Source organism: Pseudomonas sp. PS1(2021) (assembly GCF_020405165.1).
GTDB lineage: Bacteria > Pseudomonadota > Gammaproteobacteria > Pseudomonadales > Pseudomonadaceae > Pseudomonas > Pseudomonas aeruginosa.
In genome coordinates this window covers 4,555,731-4,571,881 of record NZ_CP084484.1, presented here as the reverse complement: position 1 = coordinate 4,571,881, position 16,151 = coordinate 4,555,731, and the positions used below count along the sequence as shown (strand labels likewise).

The window sequence follows — 16,151 nt, the reverse complement described above, 5'->3', positions numbered from 1 at the left end:
GACTCCTACTGCTGGATGGCGGTGGATGTGATGAGGGCGGGGTAGTGCCGCAGTCCGAGCCGGTCGACCAGGTCGTCCGCCGGCGCCGGCAATATCTGAAGTCCTTTCCCCCAGGCACGGATTTCCGTCAGGCGCGCTTCGCTGGCCACGTTCACTGCCAGGCCCACAGCGTGGAGGCCTCGGAGCTCGTCGCCTCGCTCTTTCAGCCAGGTTCGAGACAGCGTGTCGTCGCCGACGAGGAACAGAGGTTGCAGGCCTGGGGCGTTGATGGCGCGCCCCTGAACCTGGCCTGGCGAAAGGCGTGCCGAGCGAACTGGAAACGCACCTGAGCCACGGACACCCAGGTCGCCAGGTCCTGGTGCGGCAGCGGATGGCTGCGGATCCAGGCCCTGGTAGTAGGGGAGCGCTGAGGCTCCGCCGAGGTCTTCGACAACGATCAGCCCGGCGGCCCAGGCTTGAGTCGCGAACGCCGTGCAAAATGCCAGCGTGGCAAGGATCTTCTTCATGGATTGGTCACCAGTAGGTTGACGCCGAGGACTTGGCTAAGGTGGCGGGATACCGTCCTACGGTATTTGGCGGCAGGCGCGCCGCCGGCGGGGCGGTGGTAGCGGCCGGCAACTTGGATCCAGTCCACCGGTCTTCCCGGGGCGGATGCATACAGGGCGTCCCGCTGCTCGATCAGGATGTCGGAGGTGGCGTCCAGGTTCTTGTACGGATCCAGGGACTCGCAGGGGCTGGAGAAACGATGTCCGTTCCAGCCGATGTTGACCTGGCCGAGGCCGGAATCGACGCTCTTGGCCCCGTAGAGGTTGATTGCCGCGAGTAGCGCTGTGCAGGCGGCGGTGCGGGTCGCGTAGTAGTAGGATTTCCCTGCGACGTTCAATGTCCAGGGCCAGGGAACGTATTCGCCGCGCAGCAGGACCTTGCTCTCGGTCAACGCGACCGAGTAGAGCACCTCGGCCGGAACCCCTTTGGGCAGGGCGATCTGCTTATACGCCGGCGGTGGATCCACGGCGGCCTGAGCGATGTTGACCAGGGCCAGCAGGGTGGCCAGTTGGAGGGCTCGAACTACAGACGTTGCCATCGGCCGTTCACCTCCTGTACCAGGGCGGGAAGGGCCCCACCCAGTCCCAGGGCCATCCAGCGGCCCTCGTCATGATTGAGCGTGATCTGCTTGCTGCGAACCTTCTTCGGGTCGATGCCGGCGAGGATTGCCCAGTGCCGCACTCGCTCTGCGTCGTTCTGGCTACCGACGAAGTAGAGGTCGAACTCCTTTTCTGCATGTTGCAGGTCGCGCACCCGCTGGATGCAGGCGGTGCAGTTGTCCTGGACAAACAGCGCCAGGCGTCCGCTGCTCTGTAACGCTGGGCTCATGTTCGGCGCGCCTGATGGGTTAGCCGTGCTGCTTTCGGTGAGGCGGATCACCCCCTCGCCTGGATAGGCGCGGGCGAAGGCTTCGTCGTATGCGCGCTGGTAGGCGAGTTCCTTCTCGACGCGGCGCCGTTCGGCCTGGACCTGTAGATCGGCATACCGCCGCCGTTCCTCTGCCGATCGCGCCTCGATGCCCAGCGCGGTCAGCGGGTCAATGCCAGGCGAGTACACGCCCCGGGGGCCCTGCATGAGCGTCTGGTAGCGGGTCCATTCCTGTTGGTTCAGTCCCCACTCCTGGGCCAGGTCGCTCTGAGATGTCTTTTGTTTCAGCGTGCCGAGTTGGCTACCGGACAGCTGGCTGCTGGTCTCTCGGCTTGCCGCAGCCTCCTGGCCGACTGCGGGATAGCTCAGCAGCAGCACCAGGCCGGACAGGAGCGATACGGTTCTGATCATGGGCGGGGTCCTATGGTTGGATGCGAACGCTGCGCGAGGCGCCGGCGACGTCGAAGTGCGCGGTACCATCGTCAAGGTCGGTCAGTCGCCAGTTCGTGCCGGCGACGGCATCTCCCTGGCGAATGAGGTAGATCTGGCTGAGCTGGGTGGATCCCGGAGGTGCAACCGACAGAAACCGTTCGCCCCCGCGATACTCCACGCCAAGGATCGAGAAGGGCGGGGGCTCCATCGGTTTGGGTTTCGGCTTGGGCTTGGCGGGTATGGGGCGTTTTGGCGCTGGCACGATCAGCGGCGGCGCTTTGGCCTGCTTTTCTTGAAGCGTGCGGACAGAACCGTCCAGTGTCTCCACGGTTGCCTTGAGCACCAGGATATCGCCGGCCGAGGCGGTGGTCTGAGCCAGGTTCTCGACGGCATCGGAGGCCTGCTTGGCGAACGCCTGCGCGGCGTCAATGCGGTTGGACAGCGCCTGCTGGCCTGAGCGGAAGTCCTCGTTGCTGACCAGGTGCTGTCCATCCACGGCGTCGAGGCGCTCGTCGACTCGATTCAAGCGAGCCAGGATCGCCTCTAGCGAGGTCTTTTCCGCGGCACTATCCACGCCTGATCGGAGCTGAACGAGTTGGTACTGCTGGTAGCCCAGCAGGCCGGCCATTGCTGTCAAGCAGAGGCCAAGAATCATTGATGCAGGGGATGGGCGTTTCAGTTTCATGGGTGTCCTCGCGCGAAGCCAGGGACACCCTCTCAAACGAAGCACATCTGATGCAGTAAAAAATAGTCAGTCGGAGGGGGAGGTATTTTTTCAGGCAGGGACCTTGCAGCCCAGAGGGACGGCTCTAGCAGTGTGAAGATGCCTGGAGAGCAAGGGGCTGACCTCACAACTTATTAAACTACGGCCACTCTGCATGGGGCAGTGCGTTGTGCAGGTGGTCCTACTGAAATCCGGCAGGAGCCCGTTTTCTGAATATGTGTGTCCTGCCATTTTTGACAGTTCAGGCTTGACAATAGGGTCATCTCCGAAGGGTTGACTTACACTCTTCGGCGGTTGCCGGTATGGGACCAAACATAAAGGAGATATTCAATCGAGGACTGAGACATGCCTTTCCGAATGACCTGTTTGCAAGCTGCCATCACTGTGGCATTCGCCACGTCCACCTCTTTCGCTTTCGCCGCGCCGTTGCCGGATGCCGGCAAGCTCACTGAACCCAATCAGCCAGGACAGATGCTGACCACGGAGCAAGCGTTTGAGGCCGAGATTCTGGAAGTAGCTAAAGCGCAGCGCGTTTCGCCGAATCAGGCGCGCAGCATCTTGAACATTGAGGCGCAGTCGGGCGAGATCGTTGCGGCAATCCGGGAGCGATATAAGAACCGGCTCGCGGGAATCTTCATTGAGCACAACGCTGAGGGCCATCGTCTGGTTGTCCGTCTGAAAGGCGCGGAGCTTGTTCCGAAGCAATCGCACCAGTTCGGCGATGACGTCCTGATCGTCGATTTCCAGCCTGGCGCAACACATACGGTCAACGAATTGGTGGCCGCGTTGAATACTGTGACTCAAGGCGATGTTGCCGCCAGTATTCCCGGTGCACACGGCGGATATGTTGATGAACGCACCGGTGAACTGGTGATAGAGGTCAACCCTAATTCTGAAGCTGGCAAGGGCTCAGCCGCGGTTGTAGCCAGAGAGATGGTCCAGAAGCTTGTGGGCGTCCCTGTTCGGATAGAAAAGGGCGAAGCAGCCGAGATCCAGGCGGTGTTCGGTAGTGGTACCCTAGGCAACGGTTGTACAGCAGGGTTTACGGTCAACCATGCCGCTTCTGGCTTGCAGGGCGTTCTGACTGCGGGTCACTGCCAGACCGCTAGCGGTAGCGATACGTATTCAGGTATCGACGGTGCAACCGCCACCTTGGAGCAAAAAGGCTGGGTGCAAAACGCTAAAACCGATCTTCTCTGGTACAAGGGAACGACAGAAGAGAAGTTCGGTCCCTGGTTCTATGCGGATGCTTGGCGGCAAGTTACCGGTCGCCGCACACAAGCGGCAACTGCGGTGGGCGCGAGCTTTTGCCATTATGGCAAGACATCGGGTTACTCTTGCGGGGTTATCAAAACCGTGTATGGCAACCCAGGCTCTATCTGCGGTGCGCCGAACGAAAGCAACCCCTGCAATGCATCGTTTGTGGGCGTTGAAGGCACGGACTTGCGCTGCCTGGGTGGCGACAGCGGTGGTCCCTGGTTTACCGCCGCTACCTTGGCCGCTGGCATCCATTTCGCAGGACCGAAGAGTGGCGTGGGCCGGTGCTGGTACTCCAGCACCGACTATGCTTACTCGGATCTCGGGTTGAATCTGCTGTATAAATAGTTGCCATAATCTCGGGCAAGAACGGTCAAGCCTTCGGGCTTGGCCGTTGTTCTTCAGGGGTATCATTCGGACATGAAGACCACACGAATTCTTACACTGGTGGGTCTGTTCATTGCCAGTCCAGTTTTTGCGACAGACGCTCCACGTCCTGCTGGCCACCCGCAAGCGCATGGGGAGTCCATGGAGCCGCCGGCAGACGCTGGCCCGCTCGTTGAGCGCTTGCGTGCACAGTATGGCAAACGGCTTGCTGGCTTGTATTTCGAGAAATATCCTGACCGTCTTGTCGTGCGCCTGACGGGCGAAAATCCGGTGAAGACGCAGATACGCCGGATCGGTGCGCAGCGAGTCGAGGTTGTGTTTCTGCCAGGTGCGGCGCATACCTACGCGCAACTGACCGAGACTCTGGAGAAGCGGGGTAGCGAGATCGACCGCCTGTTGCCTGGCGCACATGGAAGATATGTCGATGAGAGAACCGGCGAAGTAGTCATTGCTGTACAGCCTGACGCGACAGTGGCTGACGCGCAGCGAGCCGAACTGGAGAAGGCTATCGGCGCTCCGGTTCGGATTGAGGTTGCGGAGCCAGCCGTATTGCAGAGGGGCCCATAGAGCGCAGGCAGATTACTCCGTTGAGTACCAGCTCCATCGTTCGCGCTCTGGCAACTTCTTGTACGCGGTCGATCAAATCGGAGCTGGTTTTTAGAGACTCCTGACAGTCGTCAGCTAATAGACGTCTACAGCGCTTAGTTTAGCTTCATCAAACCGCTCAGTTGTTGGGGCGGAGAACCGAAAACGCTCTCCAGGACCTATATCTGCACCATGTGCTAAGGTATTGCCAACGACCTCGCCTCCTCTATAGAGTTTGAATTTTACAAATAAGTTACCAATAGGAACCTTGCTAATATTTTTCGCCACCCCCGTAATGCTGGAGTATGCACCGTTACTAACAACTTGAATGTCAGAGACCTCAACTCTTTCATTCGCCATTGCGAGTGAAGAGGTTAGGAGGATTGCCGATAAAATTAAATTTTTCACTGAGTGGGTTCCTTTTTAAGAGTGATCGAATGAGACTTTTAACAGTAAACTATGCAGCTATCAAGCCCTATATGGAATTTGGGGTAATAGTCTTGATATTCGACCTCGGAAGTAATTCTTGAGATATAAAAAAAGGCCACCCGAAGGTGGCCGATGTTTCATGCTGCAATGAGCAGTCGTGCCAACGCCATCTCCACCGAATCCCCATCCTGGTTCAACGAGTCGAGACCTGACTCGGGAACGTCTCCCGACGTGCTCTGAGCCACAGCGATCTTCTTGGCCATCAGCTGTAAGCAGGTGATCTGCGAGCTGCCGGCGTAGCCGAAGAACACCACCCGCACCGGGTGCTTCTGCCCGATCCGCCACGACCGCCGCGCGGCCTGCTGCAAGGTGTACACGTTGTACCCCGTCTGCAGGAACGCGATGGTCGGGAAGTCCAGCAGGTCCAGCCCGGTCTTCACCAGCTCCGGGTTGGTGATCAGCACATCGATGCCGCGATCGACCTGGTCGAGGATCCAATCCTCGCGTCGAGCGGTATCGACCGAAGCACGTAGCACAGCCACCTTCAGCCCGGATTGCTCGAGCACTTTCTTCAGCCTGGACGTGGTGTCGCGCGTCCCGCTGTAGACGGTGTATGCCAGAACCTTGCGGCCCTTCGCTTTCTCCTCGAGGCAGAGGTCCACCAGCGCCTGCTCCTTGGGCATCAACTGCTCGTCGCCGAAGATCGCTGGCACGAAGGCCAGTGTGTCCCGGCTTCGCGGATGCTTGACGATCTCCGGTCGGAAACAGCAGTCCGGCCAAGCCAGCAGCACGTTGAGGACCACGCCCAGGAGCGTGGTATCTCGTCGCGCCAGAGCCTGGCGGAGCTCCGCTGTCAGCGTGGCCGCCAGGCGCTGATAGGCCGAAGCCTGATCAGGCGCCATCGGCACGTCGACGAACTCCTCCTGGTAGTCGGGCAGTACGTTGCCACCGATATCCTTGAGCTTCAGGAACACGGTGAACGGCAATACGAAGCGGTGGATGCCCTTCGGGCCGAAGCCGGGAGCCTTCACCGTGCGTACCGAGAGCTTCTTACCCCGCGCTGTCTTGTGCGAATCACCGTCGCGCTCGGTGTAGATATCCTTGAGCACACCGTGGTCGCGCATGAACGACATAGCTGCGGGAGCCATGCTGCCGCGCGCGTTGGGCCGATAGCCGTCCTCGATCATGCGCTGGGTGAGGATGCGGAACAGGAGATAGAACAGATCGTCGGCGTAGCCGCCCATGAGCGTTCCGGTCAGCAGCACGGTTTTCCGTGCCTTGGCTGCGAGAACGCCCATGGCCTGGCCCTGGGCCGAACCGCTGTTCTTGTACTCATGCCCCTCATCCACCACCAGCAGGTGTGGGATGAAAATAAAGTTTCATCCTAAGAGCCTCATGAAGCGCCCATTTTTAAGAGGGGCAATGATTAGCAAAGTTGCTTAAAGTTTCATCCTAAGAAATGGAATACAGCCAAAATGGGTGTAAACCGTGATAATAAAGTTTCATCCTGATCTTGCATGCATTACGAATTACCGCCGGCCTCAGTTGATGCCTGATCGGTGGATATCCTCCATGGCGATCTCCTTGGCGACCCCGGAGATGTCGATCATGAGGACAATCATGCAGAACAAAGAAGGAGCAACTCATAGGCACTGGGCAAGCTCGATTGACCTCTGCCTTGTTAAGGAAACTCCGAACAAGCTCCTGCTGATCTGTTGAAATAGCACCCCCGTCGTTCCTGATCCCTGATGCATGACCCAGATGAGCTTTTCCGATGTCGAGTACGCCGGCAAACGCAAACAGACCCGGCGTGAGCGCTTTCTAGCAGAGATGGAGCAGGTGGTGCCTTGGGCAGGCTTGCTGGCACTGATCGAACTGTTCTACCCCAAAGCCGGTAATGGTCGACGACCGTATCCGCTGGAATCCATGCTGCGCATCCATCTGCTGCAAAACTGGTTTGCCCTGAGCGATCCAGCGATGGAGGAAGCGCTGTATGAGATCACCTCGTTACGGCAGTTTGCTCAGTTGTCACTGACCCAGGGCAGCATCCCGGAAGACACGACGATCATGAATTTCCGCCACCTGTTGGAGAAGCACGGTTTGGCGTCCGGCATCCTAGCCGTGATCAACGACCACCTGGGTGATCGAGGCTTGTCACTGCGCCAGGGCACCATCGTCGATGCCACCATTTTTCATGCCCCCAGCTCGACCAAGAACCAGGACGGCAAGCGCGATCCTGAGATGCACCAGACCAAGAAGGGCAACCAGTATTGTGTGTCACGAACACAGGTCAGATGACCTGTGCTGCTGTGCCGAAGATGGAAGTAGGCCTTCCGAAGTCGGCTTGCAGGAGCGGACTTCAAACCACCCGGTGCTGCTGCATCCAAAAGGTGTGGTGGTGAGCGACCGAGGAAAAGTCATCCCTGAGGATGGCAGGTGAGTATGGAGAAGATGAGCGAAAGCAAACCGTCCGATGACGCATCGTTATGCCCAAGGTGCTGCCGAAACTGAGGTGGAGTACTGGCTTCAGGACAAGTCGGGGCGTTACCTGCTTACGGACCCGATGGCAGCCGGTGTATAGGCGGCATGATCTTCATACAGGCTTTGGTACGGAACGTGAGAACCTTGTTCCAGATGCGAAGAAAAATGACAAATGGCCAACACCATGAGGAAGAATACCGATGCTGGAACGAGGGGCGGAGCTTCCCGTAGTAGCGATGAAGCCTCTGTAATGGAGGTGGAGCGAAGGGGCGGCGTTATCCGGCCGACGAGCGTTGCCAACCTCCGGGGATGAGTGGCGTGAGCTCGGCGAAACCTTATGACATAGCGAAACGCACGGTATGGGACGCCTACCAGCAGGTCAGGGCCAACCGCGGTGCTGCCGGCATCGACGATGAAACCATCGCCGATTTCGAGCGGGATCTGTCTAAGAATCTCTACAAGCTGTGGAATCGGATGTCGTCGGGGTCGTACTTCCCGCCTCCGGTCAAGCAAGTAGAAATTCCCAAGGCATCGGGAGGCACGCGCAAGCTGGGAGTGCCCACGGTTGGTGATCGTGTCGCGCAAACCGTGGTCAAGCTTCTCATCGAGCCGGAGCTGGACTCGATCTTCCACTCGGACTCCTATGGGTACCGGCCGGGACGATCAGCGAAGCAGGCGGTGGCGATCACGCGTGAGCGCTGCTGGCGATACGACTGGGTGGTGGAGTTTGATATCAAGGCAGCCTTCGATCAGATCAATCATGGGTTGCTGATGAAGGCGGTGCGCCTGCACATCAAGGAGGACTGGATACTTCTGTACATCGAGCGGTGGCTGGTTGCGCCGTTCGAAACGGATGACGGCATGCGCGTCCCACGCGAACGCGGCACCCCGCAAGGTGGAGTGCTCAGTCCCCTCCTGATGAATCTGTTCATGCACTATGCCTTCGACACCTGGATGCAACGTACCAGCCCCAACTGCCCGTTTGCCCGCTACGCCGATGATGCGGTGGTGCACTGCCGCAGTCGAAAGCAAGCGGAGTACGTGATGCGCTCCATTGCTTCACGGCTGGCTGCCTGTGGCTTGACGATGCACCCGGAGAAATCGAAAGTCGTGTACTGCAAGGACAGTAACCGTCGCGCAGGTTATCCGCATGTGAGCTTTACCTTCCTCGGCTTCACCTTTAGGCCGAGGAAGGCGCTCAGCAAACAAGACCAGCTCTTCACGAGCTTTTCCTTCCGGGAGCGAGTGCGGATGCCTTAAAGCGGATGCGGCAAGCGGTACGCAGGTGGCGACTCAATCGCCAAACCCACGTGACGCTGGTCGACGTGGCTCGGCTCTACAATCCAGTGATACAGGGGTGGTGGCAATACTATGGCTCGTTCTATCGGACAGCCATGCTTGGCATCTTCCAGCACATTGACCGCGCGCTTGAACGCTGGGCCCGACGAAAATACAAGGCCCTTCATAGGCGCAAGCGGCGCATTAGCCAATGGCTGGACAAGATGCGGACTGTGGTACCCCGGCTGTTTCATCACTGGCGAGTGACCGGGCAGCAAGGTTGGATAACGGGAGCCGTATGACGCGAGAGTGTCACGTACGGTTCTGCGAGCGGCTGCGGGGGCAGTTCCCGCGGCCGACTCACCACTTCGGCATGAAAGCGCACATTGGTGCCGACGCCGAGTCTGGCCTGGTGCGTAGCGTGGTCGGCGCAGCAGCCAACGTGGCCGATGTCACGCAGGTCGATCAGTTGCTGCATGGTGAAGAAAACGAAGTCTGCGCCGATGCAGGTTACACCGGGGTGGAGAAGCCTCCCGAGCATGAAGGGCGCGAAGTCATCTGGCAGATTGCGGCTCGGCGCAGCACCTACAAGAAACTCAGTAAGCGCAGTGCCTTGTACAAAGCCAAGCGCAAGATCGAGAAGGCCAAGGCCCAAGTGCGCGCCAAGGTCGAACACCCGTTCAGAGTGATCAAGCGTCAGTTCGGCTACACCAAAGTGCGCTTCCGTGGCTTGGCTAAGAACACGGCGCAGCTGGTCACGCTGTTTGCCCTGTCGAATCTGTGGATGGCGCGCCGACATTTGCTGACCGATGCAGGAGAGGTACGCCTGTAAAACGCAGAAATCCGGGAAAAACCCGGATTTCTGGATGAATTAGCCGGCTGTGGTCGGCCTGGAAGCACATGGAGCAAGCTACAGCCTGACTGGCGCTGACTTGTTCGGAGTTTCCTTAATGTCCGTTCAAGTCCCAGGGCTGAGTTACGTCGTAGCGCCGACCTTCGGTGTGGCCCACCACGCGGGCCAACGCGGTTCAGTGCCAGAACGCATGTCCAAGGGCCCGGTGGCTAGCCAGATGCTATCGACGCGAGTCACTGAGCGAGCCCACGAACAAAGAGGGCCTCCTTCAGGATCGGAGGCTGGCAATGGCAGCCTGACTTAAACGAAACGGCCTCCACAAAAGTCGGTGCGCAATATATAAGCCAAGATTGGTATGATGCCCTGAAGTTTGTGATGCACACCTCAACCGGAGTTAAGGATGATCCGTCCCGCACCGATTCAGCTCACTTAAGGATGGTCTGAAAAAGACTTCCGAATCTGGTGAAATACGCCGATCCCGCCAGCTGAGTTTTTCCATGAAGCAGATGACCTTCGCCGACGCCGAGTACGCCGGCAAGCGCAAGCAGACCCGTAAGGAATTGTTCCTGATCGAGATGGATCAGGTGGTGCCGTGGAAGGGATTGATTGCCCTGATCGAACCGCACTACCCAAAGGATGAAGGTGGTCGTCCAGCCTATCCGCTGATGGCCATGTTACGTATCCATCTGATGCAGAACTGGTTCGGCTACAGCGACCCGGCCATGGAAAAAGCGCTCTACGAGACGACCATTCTGCGTCAGTTCGCCGGGCTGAGCCTGGAGCGCATTCCCGACGAAACCACCATCCTCAACTTCCGTCGCTTGCTGGAGAAACATGAGCTGGCAGCCGGCATCCTCGGCGTAATCAATGGCTATCTGGGTGACCGAGGTTTGTCGTTGCGCCAAGGCACTATCGTCGATGCCACGCTGATCAATGCGCCAAGTTCGACCAAGAACAAGGACGGCAAGCGTGACCCGGAAATGCACCAGGCCAAGAAGGGAAACCAGTATTACTTCGGCATGAAGGCGCATATCGGCGTTGATGACGAGTCCGGCCTGGTGCACAGCGTGGTGGGGACGGCAGCCAACGTTGCAGACGTTACCCAGGTCGACAAACTGCTGCACGGTGAGGAGAACATGGTCGGTGCCGACGCGGGCTACACCGGCGTAGAGAAGCGCCCGGAACATGAAGGCCGTGAGGTGATCTGGCAGATCGCCGCCCGCCGCAGTACGTATAAGAAGCTGAGCAAGCGCAGCGCGCTGTACAAAGCCAAGCGCAAGATCGAGAAAGCCAAGGCCCAGGTGCGTGCCAAGGTCGAGCATCCGTTCCGGGTGATCAAGCGTCAGTTCGGCTATGTGAAGACACGCTTCCGTGGCCTGGCGAAGAATACGGCACAGCTGGTGACGCTGTTTGCGCTGTCGAACCTGTGGATGGCGCGCCGGCATTTGCTGACGAATGCGGGAGAGGTGCGCCTGTAATGTGGGAAATGGCCGCTGCGAGGTTATCGCGGCGGCCAGAAACACTGAAATGAGCGGGTGATCTGATCGTTTTTGATTGGTTTGCTGCTTTCAAAATCGGCGACGGCTGAAGTCGACTGAAAATACAGGACTACTTCAGACCATCCTTAAGGCTTTTAGCACTATGCTGATCCGAAGATTTATTGATTTATGCAAGTGGCGAGACTTGGTGTTCAATCTTGTCGCGAAGGAAATCAAGATCCGCTATATGGGGGCCGCACTAGGCTTTGCATGGTCACTGGGTAACCCACTCGTCGTCACCCTCACCTACTACATGGTGTTCACCTACATACTGCCTAGTAATCAGGACAGATTCGCCTTGCATCTTGTGACTGGGGTAGTCCACTGGATGCTCTTCAGTCAGATAATCCTGCAAAGTAGCGATTGGCTTATCGGCAATAATAGCCTGATTCGCAAGCTTAGTTTCCCGAGGATATTGCTACCACTGTCAGGTGCCCTGACTGTCGGCGCGTTCTGGCTGGTAGCTATTGCGGTCTATGCAGCTCTCTACAAGTTCCTCGGCGGTTATCCAGGTAGTGCGTTGCAGTGGTACCCCCTGGTGCTAATGCCCTATGTCCTGATGATTATGGGCCTTGCCTTGGCCATCAGTGTTTTGCAAATCACTTGGCGCGACATAAAGCATGTCACCGAGGTGTTTGTACCTCTTCTGTTCTGGCTCACCCCCATCGTTTGGGTTACCTCGGCACTGCCGCACGATATCGCTCAGATCGTTTCATTCAACCCGCTTGCACCATTCTTCAACAGCTTCACGGCGATTTTGCACGAGAGCGTGCAGCCGTCCTTGCGAGACCTCGCCCTGTGCTGGGGGATAGGGTTAGCCTCAATCATCACCGGGCTACTGGTGTTTAAGCGTGCAGACAAGGTGGTCGAACTTTTATGAGTAAGGTCATCCTCAAGGTCGAAAGCCTAGTCAAAGACTTCACCATCCGTCACAACCACGGCGGCATGAAACACAAGCTTGCCGGGCTATTTAATCCGCGCTTCCAGGAGCGCATCGAAACACTCCGCGCCGTAAACGATGTCTCCTTCACCCTATGCAAGGGCGAATCTCTTTCGCTTATCGGCCACAACGGCTCAGGGAAAAGCACGCTACTCCAGCTGGTCAGCGGAATTCTCCTGCCGAGCAGCGGTTCCGTTCAGTCTTTCGGTCGAGTGGCACCGTTGATCGAGCTTGGGGTCGGCTTCCACCCGGAGCTGACCGGAGAGGAAAACATCTACTTGAATGCCAGCCTCTATGGGCTGAGAAACAAAGAAACCCGCGCTCGCTTCAACGACATCGCTGATTTCTCCGGGCTTGGAGACTTCATTGATACGCCCGTCAAAAACTACTCGTCAGGCATGTACATGCGCCTGGGCTTCTCTGTGGCCGTACATGTTGAGCCTCAGATACTGCTGGCTGATGAGGTTCTGGCGGTAGGTGATCAAGACTTCCAAGACAAGTGCTATCAGCGCATTCGCCATATGCAGGAAGACGGTATGGCTTTGATTCTGGTGACCCACTCAAAAGAGCAGGGTCAGCGGTTCTGCCAGCGGTTCCTGCATCTTGAAAAGGGGCGCGCTATCGATGAGGGCTGCTTCTAGCGCTCAGTAATCGACGAACGCGACACAGACACGCCATCAGGCAAACACATAGACCAACTAGAGGTGACTCTATGCTCCAAATTATCGTACCTATGGCTGGCGCCGGCAGCCGTTTCGCAGTAGCAGGCTACAAAGATCCCAAGCCGCTCATCCCTGTGCATGGCGTGCCGATGATCAAGGTTGTGATCGACAACCTCACCCCCCAACGTGACCACAAATTCATCTTTATCTGCCAGGCCGCGCATGTTGCAGCTTATGGTTTGCGCGAAAAACTCAGCACTTGGGCGCCGGGTTGCGAGATCGTAGAACTCAACGGCCTGACCGATGGAGCAGCCTGCACCGTTCATGCAGCCAAGGCCCTGATCGACAACGAGCACCCGGTAATGATCGCCAACAGCGACCAGTTCGTGGACCTGGATATCGACGACTACCTGGCCGCCATGGATAACGCTGCCGCAGATGGCATCATCATGACCATGAAGGCTGATGACCCTAAGTGGTCCTTCGTCGGCTTCAATGAGCTGGGAACCATCAACCGCGTAGTCGAGAAAGAAGTTATTTCCGATGAGGCAACGGTTGGCATTTACAATTTCCGCAGCGGTCATCAGCTGATCGAGGCCATCGAGCAGATGTTCCAGAAGGGCCTGCGCGTCAACGGCGAATTCTATGTCGCTCCAGCCTATAACGAAATCATCGAGAAAGGCGCCAGGATCATCCACTACACCGTAGGCTCCGAAGGCCAGGGTATGTTCGGCCTTGGCATCCCGGCAGACCTCGATTACTTCCTCGCTCAACCTATCAGCCTGCAAGCAACTGCTGGGAAGGGCTGCTGATATGGAAATCATTAGCCATCGGGGCTACTGGCTTGAACTGCATGAACGGAATCAGCCCGTCGCTTTCCATCGTTCATTCGACTTGGGGTTTGGTACTGAAACCGATGTTCGTGACTGCGCTGGGCGCCTTCTGATATCCCATGACATGCCTACCGGCGATGAAATGACCCTGGATGATCTCTTGGACATCATGGGGGGGCGCAATTTGCCGCTTGCGATCAATATCAAGGCAGACGGCCTGGCCAAGGCTATTGCAGCCAAGTTCACCGAAAGAGGCCATACCAACTGGTTTGTTTTCGACATGGCAGTGCCAGACATGCGCAGCTATCTCGCTGAGGGCGTCAGCACTTATACGCGATACAGTGATGTAGAGCCCTCGCCGGCGTGGTTGGAGCAGTGTGTCGGTGTCTGGCTTGATCATTTTGAGCCGGGTTACCACCCAAATCGGGAAATCGTGAAGCACCTGAATCAAGGGAAAAAAGTCTGCGTGGTTTCACCTGAACTGCATGGCCGCGATGTTTCCCACGCTTGGGACTCCCTACATATGCTCAATGATTTACCCGGGCTTACGCTTTGCACTGACAGGCCAGAGCAGGCTCATGCGTTTTTCAGTAAGGCTCGTTAAGCGGCCATTCACTTAAGGGATTAAACAATGATCAAAGCTGTTATTTTCGATATGGATGGTGTCCTCATCGAAGCCAAAGACTGGCACTACGACGCCCTGAACAAGGCACTGAATCTGTTTGGCTACAACATCAGCCGTCATGACCATCTGACCAGTTATGACGGCTTACCGACTTCTCGCAAGCTGGAAATGCTGAGCGCTGAGCACGGCCTCCCGAAAGCACTGCACTCTTTTATCAATGAGATGAAGCAGGCCTACACGATGGAAATCGTATACGCCCAATGCAAGCCCACTTTCGTTCATCAGTACGCGCTGTCCTCCCTGAAGAACCAGGGCTACAAGCTGGCAGTAGCCTCCAACTCCATCCGCAATACGGTTGAGATCATGATGGAGAAGTCGTGCCTGGATCAGTACCTGGATCTCAAGCTATCCAACCAAGATGTTGCCAAAGGTAAGCCATCGCCGGATATCTACATCAAGGCCATTCAGGATCTCGGCCTGCTGCCCCACCAATGCCTGATTGTCGAGGACAACGAGAACGGTATCCGCGCTGCTCGCGCTTCCGGCGCCCACGTCCTTGAGGTCGCTGAAACCACTGACGTGAATCTCGAAAACATCCTCAATAAGATTGAGGAAATCAACGCCATGGCCAGTTACAAGGAGGTATCCCTGTGAACAAACACCCCAACATCATCATTTTGGCCGGCACCAAAGCCGGCGAGTCGCATCATGAGGGCGATTTCCCCTATTACCTCACCGAAGCGGACGGCGTACCCCTGATTCAGTCGCTGATCGAAAATTGCGCCTCCCTCAACCCGGACAAAATCGTCTGCATGTTCCCGGTTGCGGAGGTGAACAAGTATCACCTGCGCAACATGGTTGCCCAGATGCACCCGGCCGCCGTAGCCCACCCGGTTCACGAATCCACCATGGGCGCTGCCTGCACTGCTCTGCTGGCCAGCGAGGACATCGATAGCGATTCCGAGCTGATGATCATCAGCGCCAACGAAATCCTGGATGAGCCGTTCCACAAGATCATCACGAGCTTTCGGGCCGAAGGCCGCGATGCAGGTGTGGTGATCTTCAAGTCCCTTCACCCCCGTTACGCCTTTGTTCGGCTGACGGATACCGCTGATGTGATCGAGGCTGCTGAAAAGAACCCGATCAGCCCTCACGCGGTTGCTGGCCTGTATTGGTTCAAGCAGGGAAAAATGTTCGTCGAGGCGGTCAAGCACATGATCCGCAAGGACGCCAAGGTCAACGATTCGTTCTACATCGCCCCGGCCCTGAACGAGCTGGTTCTGCAGCATAAGAAAATCGGCGCTTACCGTGTTGAGCCCGCTAAATACCGCCCGCTGAAAAGCGCAGCACAGGTTCACGCCTACGAATCTCACGGGAGCCGCGCATGAACACAGCAAACCTTGGCGACATGGTGAAGGGCTGGTTTGTTGGTGGTTTTGAGCCAACAGCATTCAGCACCCAGGCCTGTGAAGTCGGTGTAAAGGCATATGCGGCCGGTGATAGCGAGGTGGCCCATTACCACAAGATCGCCACTGAGGTGACCCTTGTGCTCAGCGGCTCGGTCTCCATGTGCGGTAAGACCTGGGGCGCCGGCGACATTATCGTTCTGGAACCCGGCGACATCACTGCATTCGAGGCCCTCACCGACGCCACAACCGTGGTGGTTAAGGTGCCTGGCGCGCTCGATGACAAATACATTGTTAGCGAATAACTG

At 57.4% G+C, this 16,151-nt stretch carries 15 protein-coding genes and 4 pseudogenes; 13 read left to right on the top strand and 6 right to left on the bottom strand.

Annotation, left to right across the window (positions count from 1 at the left end; genetic code table 11):
* Positions 1 to 5: 5 nt before the first annotated feature.
* The 4 genes from LE197_RS21940 to LE197_RS21925 are packed head-to-tail and all read right to left on the bottom strand — an operon-like array spanning position 6 to position 2,473.
* On the bottom strand, positions 6 to 506 hold the full coding sequence (locus LE197_RS21940; RefSeq protein WP_033987976.1) for an integrating conjugative element protein: 501 nt from the start codon (positions 504 to 506) through the stop codon (positions 6 to 8).
* Positions 503 to 1,084, bottom strand: a complete 582-nt coding sequence (locus LE197_RS21935) for a hypothetical protein (RefSeq protein WP_015648301.1) — start codon at positions 1,082 to 1,084, stop codon at positions 503 to 505. Before LE197_RS21935 ends, LE197_RS21940 begins: the two co-directional genes overlap by 4 nt.
* A complete protein-coding gene (locus LE197_RS21930) occupies positions 1,069 to 1,824 on the bottom strand; it encodes a TIGR03759 family integrating conjugative element protein (RefSeq protein ID WP_023093868.1) in 756 nt (251 codons plus the stop codon). Before LE197_RS21930 ends, LE197_RS21935 begins: the two co-directional genes overlap by 16 nt.
* Positions 1,825 to 1,834: 10 nt before the next feature.
* The gene (locus LE197_RS21925; protein ID WP_063879068.1) at positions 1,835 to 2,473 is read right to left on the bottom strand and encodes a hypothetical protein; all 639 of its coding nucleotides are present in this window, start codon (positions 2,471 to 2,473) and stop codon (positions 1,835 to 1,837) included.
* Between the two features lie 441 nt (positions 2,474 to 2,914).
* On the opposite strand from LE197_RS21925, the gene LE197_RS21920 reads away from it, so the two are divergent.
* Complete coding sequence (locus LE197_RS21920; RefSeq protein ID WP_023093866.1) at positions 2,915 to 4,174, top strand: S1 family peptidase; 1,260 nt, start codon at positions 2,915 to 2,917, stop codon at positions 4,172 to 4,174.
* 72 nt (positions 4,175 to 4,246) lie between these two features.
* Positions 4,247 to 4,780, top strand: a complete 534-nt coding sequence (locus LE197_RS21915; RefSeq protein ID WP_124014673.1) for a hypothetical protein — start codon at positions 4,247 to 4,249, stop codon at positions 4,778 to 4,780.
* Positions 4,781 to 4,894: 114 nt separating this feature from the next.
* Here the strand turns inward: LE197_RS21915 and LE197_RS21910 are convergent, their stop codons facing one another.
* Complete coding sequence (locus LE197_RS21910; RefSeq protein ID WP_124014672.1) at positions 4,895 to 5,206, bottom strand: FxLYD domain-containing protein; 312 nt, start codon at positions 5,204 to 5,206, stop codon at positions 4,895 to 4,897.
* Between the two features lie 158 nt (positions 5,207 to 5,364).
* A pseudogene (locus LE197_RS21905) lies at positions 5,365 to 6,585 on the bottom strand (helicase-related protein); the annotation flags it as partial.
* Between the two features lie 394 nt (positions 6,586 to 6,979).
* On the opposite strand from LE197_RS21905, the pseudogene LE197_RS21900 reads away from it, so the two are divergent.
* The 11 genes and pseudogenes from LE197_RS21900 to LE197_RS21845 form a co-directional block, all read left to right on the top strand.
* Positions 6,980 to 7,498 (top strand): annotated as a pseudogene (locus LE197_RS21900) (IS5 family transposase); the annotation flags it as partial.
* 519 nt (positions 7,499 to 8,017) lie between these two features.
* Positions 8,018 to 9,288: pseudogene (ltrA, locus tag LE197_RS21895) on the top strand (group II intron reverse transcriptase/maturase).
* 59 nt (positions 9,289 to 9,347) lie between these two features.
* Positions 9,348 to 9,818: pseudogene (locus LE197_RS21885) on the top strand (IS5 family transposase); the annotation flags it as partial.
* 518 nt (positions 9,819 to 10,336) lie between these two features.
* On the top strand, positions 10,337 to 11,317 hold the full coding sequence (locus tag LE197_RS21880) for an IS5 family transposase (RefSeq protein ID WP_058127944.1): 981 nt from the start codon (positions 10,337 to 10,339) through the stop codon (positions 11,315 to 11,317).
* Between the two features lie 163 nt (positions 11,318 to 11,480).
* Positions 11,481 to 12,257 (top strand): ABC transporter permease, encoded by a 777-nt coding sequence (locus LE197_RS21875; protein WP_058127945.1) that lies wholly within the window; start codon positions 11,481 to 11,483, stop codon positions 12,255 to 12,257.
* Positions 12,254 to 12,958, top strand: a complete 705-nt coding sequence (locus tag LE197_RS21870) for an ABC transporter ATP-binding protein (protein ID WP_021702559.1) — start codon at positions 12,254 to 12,256, stop codon at positions 12,956 to 12,958. Before LE197_RS21875 ends, LE197_RS21870 begins: the two co-directional genes overlap by 4 nt.
* A gap of 71 nt (positions 12,959 to 13,029) precedes the next feature.
* The gene (locus tag LE197_RS21865) at positions 13,030 to 13,791 is read left to right on the top strand and encodes a glycosyltransferase family 2 protein (RefSeq protein ID WP_058127946.1); all 762 of its coding nucleotides are present in this window, start codon (positions 13,030 to 13,032) and stop codon (positions 13,789 to 13,791) included.
* A gap of 1 nt (position 13,792) precedes the next feature.
* A complete protein-coding gene (locus LE197_RS21860; protein ID WP_058127947.1) occupies positions 13,793 to 14,416 on the top strand; it encodes a hypothetical protein in 624 nt (207 codons plus the stop codon).
* Positions 14,417 to 14,443: 27 nt separating this feature from the next.
* Positions 14,444 to 15,091: an HAD family hydrolase gene (locus tag LE197_RS21855; protein WP_058127948.1), complete on the top strand. Its 648-nt coding sequence runs from the start codon at positions 14,444 to 14,446 to the stop codon at positions 15,089 to 15,091.
* Entirely contained in the window at positions 15,088 to 15,825 is a 738-nt protein-coding gene (locus tag LE197_RS21850) for a glycosyltransferase family 2 protein (RefSeq protein WP_058127949.1), read from the top strand. The genes LE197_RS21855 and LE197_RS21850 overlap by 4 nt, the downstream gene beginning before the upstream one ends.
* Complete coding sequence (locus LE197_RS21845) at positions 15,822 to 16,148, top strand: hypothetical protein (protein WP_058127950.1); 327 nt, start codon at positions 15,822 to 15,824, stop codon at positions 16,146 to 16,148. The genes LE197_RS21850 and LE197_RS21845 overlap by 4 nt, the downstream gene beginning before the upstream one ends.
* The last annotated feature ends 3 nt before the right edge of the window (positions 16,149 to 16,151 follow it).

Excerpts from the sequence above, each read along its gene's own strand:
- LE197_RS21940 (WP_033987976.1), bottom strand. The coding sequence starts at position 506 with ATGAAGAAGATCCTTGCCACGCTGGCATTTTGCACGGCGTTCGCGACT.
- LE197_RS21935 (WP_015648301.1), bottom strand. The coding sequence starts at position 1,084 with ATGGCAACGTCTGTAGTTCGAGCCCTCCAACTGGCCACCCTGCTGGCC.
- LE197_RS21930 (WP_023093868.1), bottom strand. The coding sequence starts at position 1,824 with ATGATCAGAACCGTATCGCTCCTGTCCGGCCTGGTGCTGCTGCTGAGC.
- LE197_RS21925 (WP_063879068.1), bottom strand. The coding sequence starts at position 2,473 with ATGGCCGGCCTGCTGGGCTACCAGCAGTACCAACTCGTTCAGCTCCGA.
- LE197_RS21920 (WP_023093866.1), top strand. The coding sequence starts at position 2,915 with ATGCCTTTCCGAATGACCTGTTTGCAAGCTGCCATCACTGTGGCATTC.
- LE197_RS21915 (WP_124014673.1), top strand. The coding sequence starts at position 4,247 with ATGAAGACCACACGAATTCTTACACTGGTGGGTCTGTTCATTGCCAGT.
- LE197_RS21880 (WP_058127944.1), top strand. The coding sequence starts at position 10,337 with ATGAAGCAGATGACCTTCGCCGACGCCGAGTACGCCGGCAAGCGCAAG.
- LE197_RS21875 (WP_058127945.1), top strand. The coding sequence starts at position 11,481 with ATGCTGATCCGAAGATTTATTGATTTATGCAAGTGGCGAGACTTGGTG.
- LE197_RS21870 (WP_021702559.1), top strand. The coding sequence starts at position 12,254 with ATGAGTAAGGTCATCCTCAAGGTCGAAAGCCTAGTCAAAGACTTCACC.
- LE197_RS21865 (WP_058127946.1), top strand. The coding sequence starts at position 13,030 with ATGCTCCAAATTATCGTACCTATGGCTGGCGCCGGCAGCCGTTTCGCA.
- LE197_RS21860 (WP_058127947.1), top strand. The coding sequence starts at position 13,793 with ATGGAAATCATTAGCCATCGGGGCTACTGGCTTGAACTGCATGAACGG.
- LE197_RS21855 (WP_058127948.1), top strand. The coding sequence starts at position 14,444 with ATGATCAAAGCTGTTATTTTCGATATGGATGGTGTCCTCATCGAAGCC.
- LE197_RS21845 (WP_058127950.1), top strand. The coding sequence starts at position 15,822 with ATGAACACAGCAAACCTTGGCGACATGGTGAAGGGCTGGTTTGTTGGT.